Genomic DNA, 15,950 nt, shown 5'->3' on the forward strand with positions numbered 1-15,950 from the left:
TTTACATAAAAGTTTCTATTTTATTTCTTTGTGTTAAAAGTAAATCTGTTTTTAATAGTAAATACTGTAATTGATTATGTAAAACGTGTCGATCCACTTTATCATAATGCCCCAGATAAGTTATTAACCCTTTCTTATGTAAAGCGTTGGCAATTTCAATTTGATTTTCTGCTACTGAAATTACAATTGATGGTAACAATAAATACATTCTTTCCCATGTTGTTGCTCCACCAGCTCCAATAGCCAAATCAGCTTTAAGCATCAATTCTGAAATGTTATTAATTTGGCAATAATAACTTGTACCCTTTATAGATTTACAGAGTTCCTTAATTTTTTCTTTGTTAGGATTCGATTTCCCAACTACTACATCTACCATCAATTCAAATTTTTCAATTAGTGGTTTTATCGCTTGTAATACTTTTTCGGTTTCATTTGTCGGGTCACTTCCACCAAAAAAGATAAATAATCTCTCTACTTTTCCATTAAAAGGTTTTACTTTTTTTCGTGCTAATTTAAATTCTTCACGAAGTAAGGCATATTTTGGTCCGAGCAATAACTTTGTATGTTTTGGAACTAATCCTTCATAACGACTATTCATATCTAAATAAAAATTTTGATCTAATAATAAGTCACAATCATGTTTACGATTCGCCAAATCATCAATTACCATAATTTCTTTTGTATATGGACGAATCTTCTTTTCCCACTTTTCCTCTATTGAGTAATGATCAATAACGACTTGTTTAACTACATATTTTTTTAAAATTTGGATTGTCTGTTCAGCATCTGTCTCCCAAAATTTTTCCGTGTACTCCCATAAAGGCTGTTTTACTTCAGGTAATGCAAATACTTTAAATCCATTCTCTTCTATTAATTCAATGCAATCGCCGTTTTTTCTTCTACATATAAACGCTATTTTATTCCCTCTATTTTTTTGTTGGTGTGCGTATGTCAAACATCTCATTACATGACCTGTGCCTATTTCTACTGAAGCATCCACTCTTATAAAGATGTACATTCCATCACCTAAATTTTCTTTTGTTCAATATGTGCATTAATGTTAAACCAACTAGGATTACGCTCCATTAACTCAATTACATCGAACATTGTAAAATATGGATTTTTAAAATATAAGTGCTCAAGGATTAATTTTATTAACTCAAAATCTTCTTGAGTATCTACTGTCCATCTATATTTACTATAATCAACGCTGTTGCATACTGTTCCAATGTTAAACTTATCCTTATTCATATAAATGTATGGAGTAACATGTTCGCGATCTCTCTCTAAATAGGCATGATGAAAAGCTTCTTTTAATGCACTATAAGAGAAAACTTCAACGTCTAAACCTCTTGGGTATGTACGTTTTATTGTATTTGAAACATAATCATATTTTTTTGAATCTAAAAAATATTGAATCGTTTTATCTACTATTTCAGGGTCTATTATTGGACAATCTGAAGTTATACGAACGATAATGTCTGCATGAAAATTAACGGCTGTTTCATAATATCGTTCCAAAACATTTAATTCTGATCCTCTATAATATGAAACACCAAAATTTTTGCAAAACGTTTCAATAACATTATCTTGTTCTTCAATCGTTGTAGCTATCACTATTTCATCAATCAATCGTGACGCTTTCAAACGTTGTAATTGATATAAAAGCAAAGGTTTTCCTTTAACCTCTTTCATAATCTTCCCTGGTAATCTTGTTGATCCCATTCTTGCTTGAACTATTGCCACGATTTTCATTTTTTCACCTTCGAAATAACACTTTTTACCGATTGAATTACATCCGTTACATCATCATCAGTCATTTTTGGAAAGAGTGGTAACGTTATAATTCTTTCATACAATTTCTCAGCCTTTGGTAAACTTCCCTTTTTATAACCTAGTTTTTCATAATAGGACAAGGTGTGAACAGGTATATAATGGACATTAACACCTATATTTAAATTTAATAATTCTTCGAAAACTTCTTTCCTAGAAGCATTTAACTTTTCTAGTCTTAATTGAATAATATAAAGATGCCAACTAGAATCAGAAAATTCATGTTGATAAGGTGTAATGATCTCGCTAACTTGTGAAAATTCTTCATTATATCTATTCACAATTTCTTTTCTTCGCTTAATAAAACTATCTAATTTCTTCATTTGGCTTATCCCAAGTGCTGCTTGTATATCCGTCATGCGATAATTGAATCCAAGAAACTGCATATCATAATACCAAGGACCATCATTTTTCTCTAATAGCTTTGTGTTACGTGTAATTCCATGAGCACGGAATTGAAGAAGTTTTTCGTAATATTGTTCATTATTTGTTGTAATAATTCCGCCTTCACCAGTTGTAATATGTTTTACTGGATGAAAGCTAAACATAGTCATATCGCTAATTGAACCGATTTTTTTTCCTTTATATGTAGCCCCAAGTGCATGAGCAGCATCTTCAATCACAATTAAATTATGTTTTTTAGCAATTGCATGAATGGCATCTAAATCCACCGGTTGCCCTGTAAAATGTACTGGGATTATCGCTTTTGTTCTTTTAGTAATGTTTTTTTCAATTTCCTTAGGATCTATATTATATGTTTGCTCATCAATATCAGCGAATACAACATTTCCTCCAACATACCTCACACAATTAGCGCTTGCTGCAAAAGTAATTGGGGTTGTAATCACTTCATCCCCCTCACCAATACCTGCAACAAAACAAGCGCCATGTAAAGCAGCTGTACCGCTTGAAAATGCAACTGCATATTTTGCACCAACATATTTTGCAACAATATTTTCAAATTCCTGTATTTTAGGTCCCGTCGTTATAAAATCACTTTTTAATACATTTATTACTTCTTGAATATCCTCATTATCAATCCACTGATTTCCATAAGGTAAATATAATTCTCGCATATTTTTAATCTCCTAATAGAATATAGTCAATGACTACATTTCTTCCACTAACTCTTTTAACTCCTCAATTGTCAACCATTGCGAATTTGTGTCACTAGTATAAGCAAATCCATCTGGTAACGGTTTGCCGCCTGGAAGTGCTTCTGTTTTCCACCATGATAATTCAGGAAGAATAACATAATAATCATCAAATTCAACAGTATGTCGTGCGTCATCTTGTGTAATCATTGCTTCATGCAATTTTTCACCTGGACGAATACCAATAATTTCAATTTCACACTCAGGTGCAATTGCCTTTGCGAGATCAGTAACCTTCATACTAGGGATTTTCGGTACAAATATTTCTCCTCCCTGCATGCGCTTTAAATTATCTATAACAAATTGCACTCCTTGATCGAGTGTAATCCAAAATCGTGTCATCCGCTCGTCAGTAATAGGAATTGTCCCAGTGTGACGAATTTTTTTGAAAAAAGGAACTACGCTTCCGCGACTCCCCACTACATTTCCATATCGTACTACAGCAAAACGTGTTTTCTTTTCCCCTACATAAGCATTTGCAGCGACAAACAATTTATCTGAAGCTAGCTTAGTAGCTCCGTATAAATTAACAGGACTACAAGCCTTGTCGGTAGATAATGCTATAACTTTTTCTACTCCTCTATCTATTGCCGCTTCAATGATATTTTGTGCACCATGAATGTTTGTTTTGATCGCTTCAAATGGATTATATTCACAAGCATCCACATGTTTCATCGCTGCTGCATGAATGACAATATCCACACCATCAAAAGCACGATAAAGACGGTCTTTATCCCGAACGTCACCAATGAAAAATCTCAATCGTTCATCTTTAAACTCTTGTTTCATCTCATATTGCTTTAGTTCATCACGACTAAAAACAATTACTTTGGTAACTTTTGATTGTAATGCCTTAGAAACAAATTTCTTTCCAAAAGAACCTGTTCCTCCAGTTATTAATACCGTCTTGTTATCTAATATATGTGTCATTTTGTTTCAACCTTTCATTGTGTTACATATCTTGTAGCATTTTCAAAGAAATCTTTTATTTCATATTCAAATATATCCGCAACGATAATATAATCTTGAATTTCAAGCCCCTCATTGATTTCGTTTAAAAAATCATGAATTTTATCAATTTGTAAAGGATTGTTAATTCCCACTGAACGAAGCTTCTCATTCACTTCACATAACCAATTTACACCTTCTGAAAAATATAAAATTAACTTTAAAGCTTCTTCTATATTATTGTTTCGCAAATATTCTGCAATGCTAATACAACCTTCAGAAATTTTATTTAAATATCCATTATAACTTTCCATTACTTCTAATATTTCTGTATTCATCTATTTCTTTCTCCTTCTATTTTTAAATGTTCACATAAATTTTCTATATATTGTTGAGTAATTTCGATTGCCTCTAAGTATCCATTGTAAAGTGCTCTGTTTTGTTCAACAACACGACTATATGCTTCTTGAGGTGTCTCATTGTTTTTAGGAGTATAATTTTTTAATATGGCGATATTTAGAGGGCCCATTATTACTTGTAAACTAGTTTTATTTCGTTTCTCTTCAATTTCTTTATCATTTCTATCCATCTTTTTCAAAATATTCTCAGAAAAGTGAGTATTAAATTTGTTAGATGATATTAAACTCAAATTTTCTACTACTAAACGTTTTATTTTTTTTAAAATTTCCAGTTCATTATTAAATAATTGAATGATCTCATTATTATTTACTTCTATGATTTCCTTCTTGTAGGATTCGGTAGAAATACGGTCTGTTACAAATGTTTCAATAAATTGTTTAAAAGGAATTTGTTTAAAGTGATGTATTTTCGCTCCGCCTTCTGTACAGTTAAATATATTTTCGTTGACAGGAATGGTTTTAATTAGTCTTTCAAATGATTCTTTCATAGCTAAAAACGCACTATCTGTTAACACTTTATCTCCATAATATCCCTCTGTATAGAACATTCCTCTTTTAATAATATCTTCTTCAGTAATCATTTTAAAATGTTTATTATTTTCAGCGTGAGATTTATTATCCGTATATGCTAAGTCTTGACCAATTAATGCGATTGGACCACTAGAAATATAATTTGCAATGGTAAAGGCATAGTTTGCCACCGATTCGCCACCATAGATTCCTTCCACTTTTGTATGAACGATGTTATTTAAATGGGACGCTAATGCTTTTTCATTTTTTTGAACAAAATAAAAAGCATCATTATAAAAACTTTCTCGAATTTTATAATGATTGAACATGCTATATATTAGTTTAGCATGCTTCAGTTTTAAGTCCTTAAAATGATTATAATTAACCTCTTGGCTATCAATTGATACTACATAATCCGGTTCGATATTTTCTTTTAGCAATGTGTTTACAGTAGATCCAGAAACAATTAATAGCACTTTATCCCTTATTTTTTTTAATAACGGAATCTGTTTAGTAAGAGATGGGCCGCCTGAGGCAATTACAACGGGTGAATTCGTATATTTATGAAGTACATGAATAGAATGGTCATGAATTGCATTTTTTATATTATATAAATAGTTTCGTTGCCATTCGTGAGCCATTTTATTTATTGAATTTATATTAATTCTATTAATAGAGACTCTTTCTTTTAATTTAATTAGTAATTCTTTATATAAATTTTGGAATATTTTATCATAATTAGGAGAACAGATAATATGTACATTGTTTAGAACAAACATTTGGGAATACTTATTAACTTCCTCAGCTATTTCATCAATAGAATTTGATTGTATAAAAACAATACCTTCCTTGTCTAATCCACTAGTTGTTAATATTGGTTCAATAACAATCAAATTCTCATTTGATTTAAATTCATTTAATAAGGCTTCTACAAAATATCCTTTTCCATAACCAAACAGTATATGTACATGACCCGGTCTATAGTTTTTTTTAGCAAATTCATTCGCTTCTCTTATAGGATCATATTTACTATGTAAAAAGTAACCATTTACTTTCATCGTTTCGATGCCTGTTTTCCCTTTTACATATTCAATTTGCACGTCTGTCATTATTTACACCTCTCTACTTAATATATCGGTAACTAATTATATTTCATAAATAAAAAAACTCGCATTCCAAAGAAATGCGAGTTTTTTATTTACTTCATTATTATTGTAATAATTGAAGTACACCTTGTGGTTGTTGGTTAGCTTGAGCTAACATAGATTGAGCTGCTTGTAATAAGATGTTATTCTTAGTGAATTCCATCATTTCTTTCGCCATGTCTGTATCGCGGATACGAGATTCAGCAGCTGTTAAGTTTTCAGAAGCAGCACCTAAGTTGTTGATTGTGTGCTCTAAACGGTTTTGTACCGCACCAAGTGCAGAACGTTGTGTAGAAACTTTTTCAATAGCAGCGTCAATATCTACGATTGCATCACTTGCTCCGCCACCAGATGAAATAGAGATAGAAGCAACTCCTAATGAAGATGTACCCATATCTTCAATTGCTAAGCTCATAGTTTGACCTTCGTTAGCACCAATTTGGAAAGTTAAAGCGCCAGAACCAGCAAGGTCACCGTTTAATAATTTTTGAGTGTTGAACTCAGTAGTATCAGCAATACGATCGATTTCTTCGATTAATTGTGCAATCTCATCTTGTAAGAATTTACGGTCTAATTCTACGTTTGTGTCGTTACGAGATTGTACAGCTAGTTCACGCATACGTTGTAAGATAGCGTGAGTTTCGTTAAGAGCACCTTCAGCTGTTTGGATTAAAGAAATTGAGTCTTGAGCGTTTTTAGATGCCATGTCAAGACCACGAACTTGAGCGCGCATTTTTTCAGAGATTGCTAAACCTGCAGCGTCATCTCCAGCGCGGTTGATTTTGTAACCTGAAGATAATTTCTCAAGGTTTTTAGCTGCTTGAGAGTTATTGAATGTTAGGTTACGGTGAGTGTTTAAAGCTGAAATATTGTGTTGAATTCTCATTATGAATTCCTCCTTGAAATTGTTATTAATTCATCCACATCCGTGTGGAAAATTTCGACTCAAGTCTAGTTATGTATTTCTCGAGCCTTACACTTTATATATCGTAATGAAATTAAATTGTTTAATAGTTTTTGAAAAAATTTTCTAGCCTTTTATTCTGAAATTTTTAATTTAAAAAAGCCACCACATCTTGTGATGGCCAATTCTGAATTATTTTCTATTCGTTAGTTTGTGAATTATATTTGTATCAATATTTAATGCTGCTTTGTTTTGCTCTTGAATGGCTTCAAACACTTCACTTCGGTGGACTTTTACGGATTTTGGTGCAACTATACCTAATTTTACTTGTTCTCCTTCAATTGCTAATACTTTTATTTCAATATGATCTCCAATGATGATTGACTCGTTTGTTTTTCTCGATAAAACTAACATCACTTTACACTTCCTTTTAGTTCAGCGATAGGAAAGCGTAAAGGATAAGCTTGATTGTCTTGCAATACAATTTGTTTTCCACATTTTTTTACGCTATTAATTACAATTGGAGCAAGTAAATTTAGGGTTGATTCTTCAAAAGGTTCTTTTAATGTTACAATCGAATAAGCAATTACATCTTCCTCTTTTTCAACTTGTAACTCTTTTCTATCTACTTCACTAATATCAAATGCATAATCTTTTTTAAAGGCAAAAGGATACGCAACAACAAAACCTATTTGCGATTCTTCAATGGATTGAAATATCGCCAATGGACTATCCTTATCTAAAGGAAGTAATACATATTTCGTATATTCTTCCAATCCTAAAAGTCCGCTCGTTAACGTGATAACTTCTTCTTCCTGTATTTCAACTTCACCTAAAAACTTTGTGTGAATTTGCATTTTTCTTCTCCTATCTATAAGATGACATCGATTTCAACTCTTGGGTATTGTAGTACTTCACCCGTTACTTTCCCAGGTGTATATTCATGAATTGGTTTATTCACTTGCACATCGATTTTCGGTTTTTGTGGTGTAATATTTATTTCCGTTTCACCAGGGATATAATCAATTTTTACAGAGCCTACAGACGGGACAAATTTTACATTGAATGGTATTCGTTTTGGTCCATGGTTCTGCTTCGCAATATTTTGAATTGTTTGACGTCCTAAGTCTTTCCCGGCATTCTTCATCATTTGTCGCCCTTCTCTAGCTCTTCTTGCGATCCCTTCCAGCACGGCCTTTTTTCCTTCTTTGGCATAATTTTCAACCGATTCTAATGGACCAATCATTCCAATGTCACGTCGAGCTTGAGATGAATCGATTATCAATTGTCCACGTGTAGTGTTTATTTCTAAAATAGCAGCAGGTTGTTCAATATGCTGTGTGGCTTTTGGTTGACGAATAATTTGAACAGGATCATGAATTTGTAAATCCAGGATGATATCGTATGTACGAATTTGAATTTGGGGAAACTTCATTTAAAATCACCTTCATTTCAAGAAAAGCGTTTGAACAAATTGTCCAAACGCCTAATTTTATTTTAGTTTATATTTCAATGAAGTTATCTTGTAGTAACTAACCTGCAACAATTATCGAATAAAATCGACTAGAGTTTGTTGAATAATCTTTGCTCCGACAGAAAGAGCTGCTTGGTGAATCGATTCCGCTGTCACCATTTCCGTTATAGCTTTTGCATAGTCAACATCTTCATTTTCAGATAATCGTTTTGTAATATTAATCCCATGTTTTGATAAACGGTGCGTCATCATTTCTACTCTGTTTTGACGAGCCCCGACATCAGAGCGTTCAGCTAATACATTTTCGTATAATTTATCTAGCGCCGGTATTGTTCCGGTGCCATCATTCAATTCCATTCCAAGAGCTTCAGTGATTTGCGAACCTGACGCTCCACTATCTAAAAGATTATAGACTTGAGCCATAAAATCATCTATATCTTTAAATAGCACTTCTCCTGTTATATTCACATTTAACGTAATGCCATCAAATACTTCAATAATAACATCTTCTGAATTTATGTTATCACCATTATATTGACCATCTGTATTGAATATAGGAGAATGAGTTTTTGTACCTGAGAATATATATTTATCCGCTACTTTCGTATTTGCTATATCTTTCAATTGTTGACGGATTTGGTTAATTTCAACTTTAATTTTATCCCGATCCTCTTTTGTATTCGTGTCATTGGCAGCTTGAACAATAAGTTCCTTAACTCTCTGCAAGGCGGATCCTACTTGATCAAGTGCATCATCAGTAGTATCTAACCAAGTATTTACCATCAACATATTGCGAGTAAACTGTTCCGCTTTATTTAAGTCTGTTCGATAGCTCATACCTCGAACCGCTGAAACGGGATCATCAGATAAACGCACAAATTTTTTGCCAGAAGTAATTTGTTCTTGTAATTTCCCCATTTTCGAATAACTATTGCTTAAGTTTCGAAGCATGTTATTTGATAACATGGATTGTGTTACGCGCATATTCTTGCTCCTTTCCACTGCGATTAAAGGACGTTAAACGATTACAATCCTACTCTACCCATACCATTAATAATTTTATCTAAAGTTTCATCGATGACTGTAATCATGCGAGCGCTAGCGTTATATGCTTGTTGGAAACGAATCATATCCGTCATCTCCTCGTCGAGAGAAACAGAGCTCATCGAAGCACGGTTATTTTCAACTGTTAGTCGAATCGTTTCTGAGTTTGTTTTAAGCAAATTCGCTTTCTGACCATCGACTCCAAGTTGTCCAACGAGTCCTTGATAGAAGGATTGGAAAGTTGCACCATCTAAATCTATATCTGGAGATAATGTTAATGTTACCTGGATTGCCTCAGTACCTACCTCAGCTCCATTTGCCATTGGCATCGATTGCAAATTTGCTAAAATAAGCGCCCATTTACCGTTTCCTTCTTCATCTACGACATCCGATGCAGCTAATAAATTAGGGTTATTAATAATTTCATCTCGTACTTTCACTTGCCCTGTTGCATCTCTTTCAAAGAATGTAATACCAGTTGTGGAAGGTTGATCATCAGTACCTAACGTATATCCTGCTTCGTGTACAGTATTAAAAACTTCTATGAACGCATCAGCTAACTTCTTTAAATTACTCAACATTTCTGGGTAATAGCCTTTTTCAGTTTCATACCCATATGAATCAATTAAAGATACTAGCTTACCTTTAAACTCTTCAAATTCACCCTTTTGAACGGTTGTTACATTACCATTTGCTTCTACAATTTCTAAGTGTTGGAACAGGTAGTATGTGTCACTTGTTCCAATGTTATCGACAACCCCATCAACTTCAGTACCATTTGTATCAATTGCTTTTAGAGTGGCAGCATTTCTACCATCAACTAATACAATTTCTATCGGTTTACCACTAGCATCTTTTTTACCAGTATTTAAAGTAATTTTTAAACTTCCTTCCGCTACTTTCGATGCATTCCCTCCAGAAGGAATTCGCTCAATGGAAACTGGTAAATATTCATTTAATTTATCCACTAATAAATCTCGTTGGTCATATAAATCATTTGGCACGTAGCCGTTTGGTTCAACCGCTTGAATTTGTCGGTTAATGTCGGCGATTTGTTCTAATATAGAATTGATGTCTGCAACCGAAACTTTAATTTCATTTCCTAAGTTTCCTTGAATTTGCTTTAACTGTGTCTCAATATAATTGAAAGAATCTGCTAAATGCACTGCCCTTTGAATCGCTACTTTCCGAGCAGCTGTATCTTCCGGGTTTGTACTTACATCTTGAAGGGCGCTCCAAAACATGCGAAATGCTTCATCCAATCCATACTCAGAAGGTTCTGACATAATATCTTCCATTTGAGCAATCGCTTTTGCTTTCGAATCCCAATATCCAAGTTTGTTCGTTTCTTGACGATATTGGCGATCAATAAATTCATCTCGAATTCGCTGTACAGACCCTGCTTTAACACCTGTCCCAATAAATCCAGCAGTTTTTGGTGCATTTAACCCCATACCTGGATATCCTAAAGTCGGCTCCATGTTTACCCTCTGACGAGAATAACCAACCGTATTCGCATTCGCAATATTATGTCCTGTTGTATAGAGAGCGCTTTGTTGAGTAAAAATACCACGCTTACTTGTTTCTAACCCCATAAATGTGGAGCGCATATAGACTCCTCCTTACCTAAAATATGTATTCAAGATTTTGGAAGGGGCCAAGTGTCCCCTCCTCCATACAATCGTTCCTCTATGCTTGCGAATCAAACAGCGACTGACGGGGAGCATTTCCACCGCGCACCGTTTTTTCAGAATAGTTAATTTCTTCAGGCTGCGGTCGCAACATATTCAATGTCACATTCACTAATTGCAGTGAATTGTAAATAAGCTGTTGATTCAAATCATTTTGAATTTTTAAATTTTCAACTAGTTTCAATAATCGATTGCGAACATCCGCTAACTTTTGCCGCTCTTCTTCGTCTTCCACCGCTTCCAATAACTCCGCAATCGTTGGAACACTAGACATTTCGATGCCTTTTGACTGAAAATATTCCACAACCTTCTTTTGACGCAGCTGTTCTAATTGTTCGATCGCAGCCACATGTGATTGTTCAACTTTTAACATTTTATCCAGTTCTTCCATGTCATTGTTTTTCACAAGTTCCGTCTTCTTATAAGCATGTTCAAGTAAACTCTTATGCATTTTTTCAAGCTTCTCTAAAATTGAAATAATCGGTTGAACTGACATGGTATTGAACTCCTTTAAATAAATTCCTTTTGATCTCAAGAAATCTTTTCATCGAGCTTGCTTAATATAAGCTCATTGAAAAAATTTCTTTTATCTCGATGATTTTGTTTTGAGTCATCTTAACGGAGACGGTAATATTTCAACATATCCTCAGCCACTTTCTGAGCATCGACTTTATATTGACCTGATTGGATTTCCTTTTTTAATTTTTGGATTTTTTCCGCACGCTCTTGACTATAATCGGACACTACCTGCATTTCTTTTGCTGCATCTGAAATTTCTATTCTATCTGCAAAAGCATTTTTTGCTTTTACAGTATTCACATTTCGCTGTTGTTTCGTATAAGGATTTACTGAATTCGTATTGATTGGATTGATTTTCACAAGTTAGCCCCCCTTCATAACCTGTCTAGTTATTATTTCGGTTTGTTCACGAAAATGTTAAATGAGTTAAATAAAAAAACTCACATCTGCTTTACACCATTATTTAGTATAACAACAATGGCGACGTGAGCAAATTGTGAGCCGTTTATTATTATTTTTTATTTTTTTCCTTATCAGCTAGATAAGTAAGACGTTCACTTTTTTCAATACTTTCTCTAAATTCTTTCGCCGCTTCAAAAGTACGCAAATCTGATTTTAATTCAGTAACGCAACTTTCACATAGCTTCCCTTTTTTCGTTAAACGTCCACAGTTATCGCATGGATAGCCTAAGTTTGGAAAAACTGCTGGATGAAGGCGCCCTTTACGTACCCATTTAAACAATAATTCCTTATCTACTCCTGTTGCCTCTACTATTCGATCCACTGTCGCAGCACGGTTTTCTCGTTTTCTTAAAAAACGATAAACAATTTGATACATTTCTTCTTCTTTTTGAGAACATTTATAACAAACATCTCTAATGCCTGTATAGTTAAAAAATTCACCACAACTCGGACAATTTCGGATCTCTGCCAAAACTAGCCCCCCTATCAATAAAGAAGATTGACTAAAATATCCACATCGTATTAAAACCATTATACAACAATATAGTAAATTGTCATATTTTGATAAAAAAATACTATTATCTAGTAACTAATTTTGTAAATAATGTTCACACTTTTTTAACATTTTGGCAAGATTTTAATTGTGACATTTTGTGTAGTATATGCTAAAAAAACAGATTTTTTAATGGATCGCTCATTGCTCAGTTTCTTATCTCTACTCATAGGAGTTATTGCAAATTTTCTCTTCATTTATAGAAACCCGACTTTATTAACGTAAAAGCTTTTACCGATTTGGCACCTCCTTCAATAAGGACCCGTTTGGCATGTCTGATTGTCGTTCCTGTCGTATATATATCATCAACAAGGAGAATTTCTTTCCCTTCCACTTGTACGGTTTTTTTTAATTTAAAAATTTGTGGCGTATTCATCCGTTCCTTTCTCGTTTTTCCTCCTTGAGTTTCTGTCGTTATTTTCTCCAACAAATGAACATAAGGGATTCGTGCTTCCTTCAGTAATTCATCCACATGGCTAAAGGTGCGTTCCTTTAATTTTTCAGGATGCATCGGTATTGGGACTATCATTTCTTTCCGATTTTTTAAATTGTAATAAATTTCTTCACGAAACACTTTTGCGAGCAGCACATCATGCATGAACTTATAACGATGTAAATAATCTTGCATCGCTTCGTTATAGTAATATAACGATACTACTTCTTCATCCTGTTCATGGAGACACCACTCGAATTGATTCTCGCATTCTTGGCAAATAACTTTCGGAAATCGATTGAAGAAAAGCCGTTTCCAATCCATCTGACTATTTAATGGTGCGTTGCAAAGAAGGCAATTCTCGACTTCGTTACGATTCATTTTATCCTCCTTTTTATTCGATTGTCCTATTGAAATCCCTCCTTATTTAATCGAAGGATTTCATTTCTCGCTGCATCCATTTCAACCGAGATTCCGTGATGGAAAAAGACGATCTCACCGCCAGGAAAATTTACATTTCTCCCAACACGACCGCTTATTTGAATCAACGCGCTCGATGTAAAAATTTTTGATTCTGCCCCTACGACCGCAACTTGCACATTGCTGATTGTTACCCCTCTTTCTAATATTGTCGTTGTTAATAATCCAGGGATTTCTTCATTTCTCAATTTCATGACTTTCTCTTTCCGTTCTGGATCTTTGGCATGAACGCTTAAAATGTCAGGATGAATTTGTTGAAATAGTGGTGCGGCTTTTTGCATTAAGTGAATCGTCGGAAAGAAAATGAAAAAGGGTTCTCCTTGCTCAATTCTCGATTTCGTCCATAGCGCTAATTTTTTTGGAATTCTTCCTTTATTTATTTGCCTTTCATAAAACCAAAGGGACTCAAATCGAGGTACTGGGAGCGAATGACCATGATATCGCTTCGGAATAAACGAATAACCCCATCCGTCTTTTTTAACTTTCGATAAAATTTGAACAGATGGAGTTGCCGTGACAAGTGCGACAGGAGCTCCTTTCTTCTTTGATTTCCATACCGCCTTTTGCAATGAAATATCGTAAGTATATGGAAACGCATCCGCTTCATCCACTATGACCATATCAAATGCCTCTTCAAAGCGATAAAGTTGATGTGTCGTTGCGATGACGAGTTGAGCGGTTCCCTTTTGTTTTGGGGCATTGCCATAATAGGCATGGATAACCGTATTCGGAAAAACTTTTTGAAAACGAGGAAATAATTCTAATACGACATCTGTTCTTGGCGTTGCAATACAAATTCTTAATCCTTCTTGTAAACAATGGAAAACGGCGGGAAACAAAATCTCAGTTTTACCCGCACCACACACCGCATGCAAGAGATGGTTCCGTTGTTGGATTATGCTGTCTAGCAGCTCTTTTGAAGCTTTTTGCTGAAGCTCCGTAAACATGCCATTCCAGTCGAGTATGTGATGTTTAGGAAATTTTTCACTCGGACCATTCCAAACTAAGAGATCTGTACAACTACTCATTCTCCCCATGTTGATGCAATGTCTACAGTAAACGCAAATTTTCCTGCATCGCGCACATTCAAATTCTACAAATTCTTGTTGAATATCATTAGAACAGCGGTTGCAAATATATTTTTTATTAAAGAAGGGGAAAAAAGAATGTTTTTCTGAAATAGCAGGCTTTACTTTGAAATAGTTGTTTTCGATATAACGATCAATCTTTTCTTTTGAAAAAGGAGTATTTTCCCTGGACCAAACTTTCCCGATAAAGAATTCACGAATTTCAGGTTCTACGATGATTCCTTTATATTGTCTTGCTTTAGTTAGCTGCACTTTGCGTTTCATACAATCCTCCTTTTAAATCTCCTAATATCAATAAAAAAAGCCTCTACTATTTACAGTAGAGACTACAAACTTTTACTCTTCCATTACCGGAACCCAGCCTAATCCTAATGAGCCTTCTCCTAAATGAGTGCCAATCACTGGTCCAAAATAACTTAAATGAAATTCCACGTTTGGAAACTTTTCTTGCATTTTCGCCATCCACTCTAGTGCTTCTTGTTCCCGATTGGCATGAATCACCATAGCATGAATGCGATCATATTTAGCTGCATCTTGCGAAAGCAGTTCTTCCACACGGCTTAAGGCTTTTTTCTTCGTGCGAATCTTTTCAAATGGGACAATAACTTTATTTTCGAAATGAAGAACTGGCTTAATTTGCAACAATCCTCCCACAATGGCAGCTGCAGATGATAATCTTCCTCCCCGTTGTAAATGAGACAAGTCATCAACAATAAAATAAGCACGCATGCGACTTTTTATTTCTTCTAATTTCTCTAATATTTCATCAGAAGTTTTTCCTTCTTTCGCCATTTTTGCTGCCTGCACTGCGTAGTATCCTTGCGGCGCACAAGAAATTTCACTATCAAAGCCATGCACTTTAATACCTTCTATTATATTACCTGCCTGCAATGCACTTTGAAATGTCCCGCTAATTCCGCTCGATAAATGGATGCAGATAACTTCATCATAGTCTTTCGATAATGTTTCAAATAATTCCATAAATTTACCAATAGGCGGTTGAGTCGTCTTTGGGAACACCTTTGCTTCACGAACTTTATCGTTAAACTCTTTTGCATGAATTTCGACTTCTTCTTCAAACACACCATCTTCTAATGTCACACTTAATGGAATCATATAAATATTGTATTTTTCACGTTCTTCAGGCGATAAATAAGCTGTACTGTCCGTTACAACTGCGATGCTCATATATTCACTCTCCTATGTAATTTATCATACAGTAATAATGCATTCTTGTTAATAAGAAAAAAACTACAAAAAGAATGATTGTGAGACTTGAAAGAGAAAAAACTT

Annotated in this window: 18 protein-coding genes; all 18 read right to left on the minus strand. The window is 34.2% G+C overall.

All coding sequences use genetic code 11. The features are described from left to right. Position 1: 1 nt before the first annotated feature. A complete protein-coding gene (pseG, locus tag NSQ18_RS04075; protein WP_016837995.1) occupies positions 2 to 1,018 on the minus strand; it encodes a UDP-2,4-diacetamido-2,4,6-trideoxy-beta-L-altropyranose hydrolase in 1,017 nt (338 codons plus the stop codon). Between the two features lie 8 nt (positions 1,019 to 1,026). Next, positions 1,027 to 1,755: a glycosyltransferase family protein gene (locus NSQ18_RS04080; RefSeq protein WP_016837994.1), complete on the minus strand. Its 729-nt coding sequence runs from the start codon at positions 1,753 to 1,755 to the stop codon at positions 1,027 to 1,029. Next, on the minus strand, positions 1,752 to 2,909 hold the full coding sequence (pseC, locus tag NSQ18_RS04085; RefSeq protein WP_016837993.1) for a UDP-4-amino-4,6-dideoxy-N-acetyl-beta-L-altrosamine transaminase: 1,158 nt from the start codon (positions 2,907 to 2,909) through the stop codon (positions 1,752 to 1,754). The genes NSQ18_RS04080 and pseC overlap by 4 nt, the downstream gene beginning before the upstream one ends. Before the next feature lie 33 nt (positions 2,910 to 2,942). Further along, entirely contained in the window at positions 2,943 to 3,917 is a 975-nt protein-coding gene (gene pseB / locus NSQ18_RS04090; RefSeq protein WP_016837992.1) for a UDP-N-acetylglucosamine 4,6-dehydratase (inverting), read from the minus strand. Between the two features lie 14 nt (positions 3,918 to 3,931). Continuing rightward, on the minus strand, positions 3,932 to 4,273 hold the full coding sequence (locus NSQ18_RS04095) for a hypothetical protein (protein WP_339289081.1): 342 nt from the start codon (positions 4,271 to 4,273) through the stop codon (positions 3,932 to 3,934). Next, entirely contained in the window at positions 4,270 to 5,973 is a 1,704-nt protein-coding gene (locus tag NSQ18_RS04100) for a 6-hydroxymethylpterin diphosphokinase MptE-like protein (RefSeq protein WP_016837990.1), read from the minus strand. The genes NSQ18_RS04095 and NSQ18_RS04100 overlap by 4 nt, the downstream gene beginning before the upstream one ends. A 100-nt stretch (positions 5,974 to 6,073) precedes the next feature. Further along, positions 6,074 to 6,895 (minus strand): flagellin, encoded by an 822-nt coding sequence (locus NSQ18_RS04105; RefSeq protein WP_339289083.1) that lies wholly within the window; start codon positions 6,893 to 6,895, stop codon positions 6,074 to 6,076. Between the two features lie 210 nt (positions 6,896 to 7,105). After that, positions 7,106 to 7,327, minus strand: coding sequence for a carbon storage regulator CsrA (csrA, locus tag NSQ18_RS04110; RefSeq protein ID WP_016837988.1), 222 nt, complete (start codon positions 7,325 to 7,327; stop codon positions 7,106 to 7,108). After that, a complete protein-coding gene (gene fliW, locus NSQ18_RS04115; RefSeq protein ID WP_339289085.1) occupies positions 7,327 to 7,770 on the minus strand; it encodes a flagellar assembly protein FliW in 444 nt (147 codons plus the stop codon). The genes csrA and fliW overlap by 1 nt, the downstream gene beginning before the upstream one ends. 14 nt (positions 7,771 to 7,784) lie before the next feature. Further along, positions 7,785 to 8,348, minus strand: coding sequence for a DUF6470 family protein (locus NSQ18_RS04120; protein WP_339289087.1), 564 nt, complete (start codon positions 8,346 to 8,348; stop codon positions 7,785 to 7,787). A 111-nt stretch (positions 8,349 to 8,459) separates the two neighbouring features. Further along, on the minus strand, positions 8,460 to 9,371 hold the full coding sequence (gene flgL / locus NSQ18_RS04125; RefSeq protein ID WP_016837985.1) for a flagellar hook-associated protein FlgL: 912 nt from the start codon (positions 9,369 to 9,371) through the stop codon (positions 8,460 to 8,462). A gap of 41 nt (positions 9,372 to 9,412) precedes the next feature. Continuing rightward, positions 9,413 to 11,041 (minus strand): flagellar hook-associated protein FlgK, encoded by a 1,629-nt coding sequence (gene flgK / locus NSQ18_RS04130; protein ID WP_016837984.1) that lies wholly within the window; start codon positions 11,039 to 11,041, stop codon positions 9,413 to 9,415. A 79-nt stretch (positions 11,042 to 11,120) separates the two neighbouring features. Then, the gene (locus NSQ18_RS04135) at positions 11,121 to 11,618 is read right to left on the minus strand and encodes a flagellar protein FlgN (RefSeq protein ID WP_339289089.1); all 498 of its coding nucleotides are present in this window, start codon (positions 11,616 to 11,618) and stop codon (positions 11,121 to 11,123) included. A gap of 119 nt (positions 11,619 to 11,737) precedes the next feature. Then, positions 11,738 to 12,001, minus strand: a complete 264-nt coding sequence (gene flgM / locus NSQ18_RS04140; RefSeq protein ID WP_016837982.1) for a flagellar biosynthesis anti-sigma factor FlgM — start codon at positions 11,999 to 12,001, stop codon at positions 11,738 to 11,740. Between the two features lie 151 nt (positions 12,002 to 12,152). Then, positions 12,153 to 12,575 carry a TIGR03826 family flagellar region protein gene (locus NSQ18_RS04145; protein WP_016837981.1) on the minus strand — a complete coding sequence of 141 codons (423 nt, stop codon included), beginning with the start codon at positions 12,573 to 12,575 and terminating at the stop codon, positions 12,153 to 12,155. A gap of 274 nt (positions 12,576 to 12,849) precedes the next feature. Then, positions 12,850 to 13,470 (minus strand): ComF family protein, encoded by a 621-nt coding sequence (locus NSQ18_RS04150; protein ID WP_016837980.1) that lies wholly within the window; start codon positions 13,468 to 13,470, stop codon positions 12,850 to 12,852. Positions 13,471 to 13,496: 26 nt separating this feature from the next. Beyond that, positions 13,497 to 14,921 (minus strand): DEAD/DEAH box helicase family protein, encoded by a 1,425-nt coding sequence (locus tag NSQ18_RS04155; RefSeq protein ID WP_016837979.1) that lies wholly within the window; start codon positions 14,919 to 14,921, stop codon positions 13,497 to 13,499. Positions 14,922 to 14,993: 72 nt separating this feature from the next. Next, complete coding sequence (locus NSQ18_RS04160; RefSeq protein WP_339289093.1) at positions 14,994 to 15,845, minus strand: DegV family protein; 852 nt, start codon at positions 15,843 to 15,845, stop codon at positions 14,994 to 14,996. Between the last annotated feature and the right edge of the window lie 105 nt (positions 15,846 to 15,950).

The sequence above is a fragment of the Ureibacillus sp. FSL K6-0786 genome (assembly GCF_037965165.1).
Taxonomy (GTDB): Bacteria; Bacillota; Bacilli; order Bacillales_A; family Planococcaceae; genus Ureibacillus; species Ureibacillus thermosphaericus.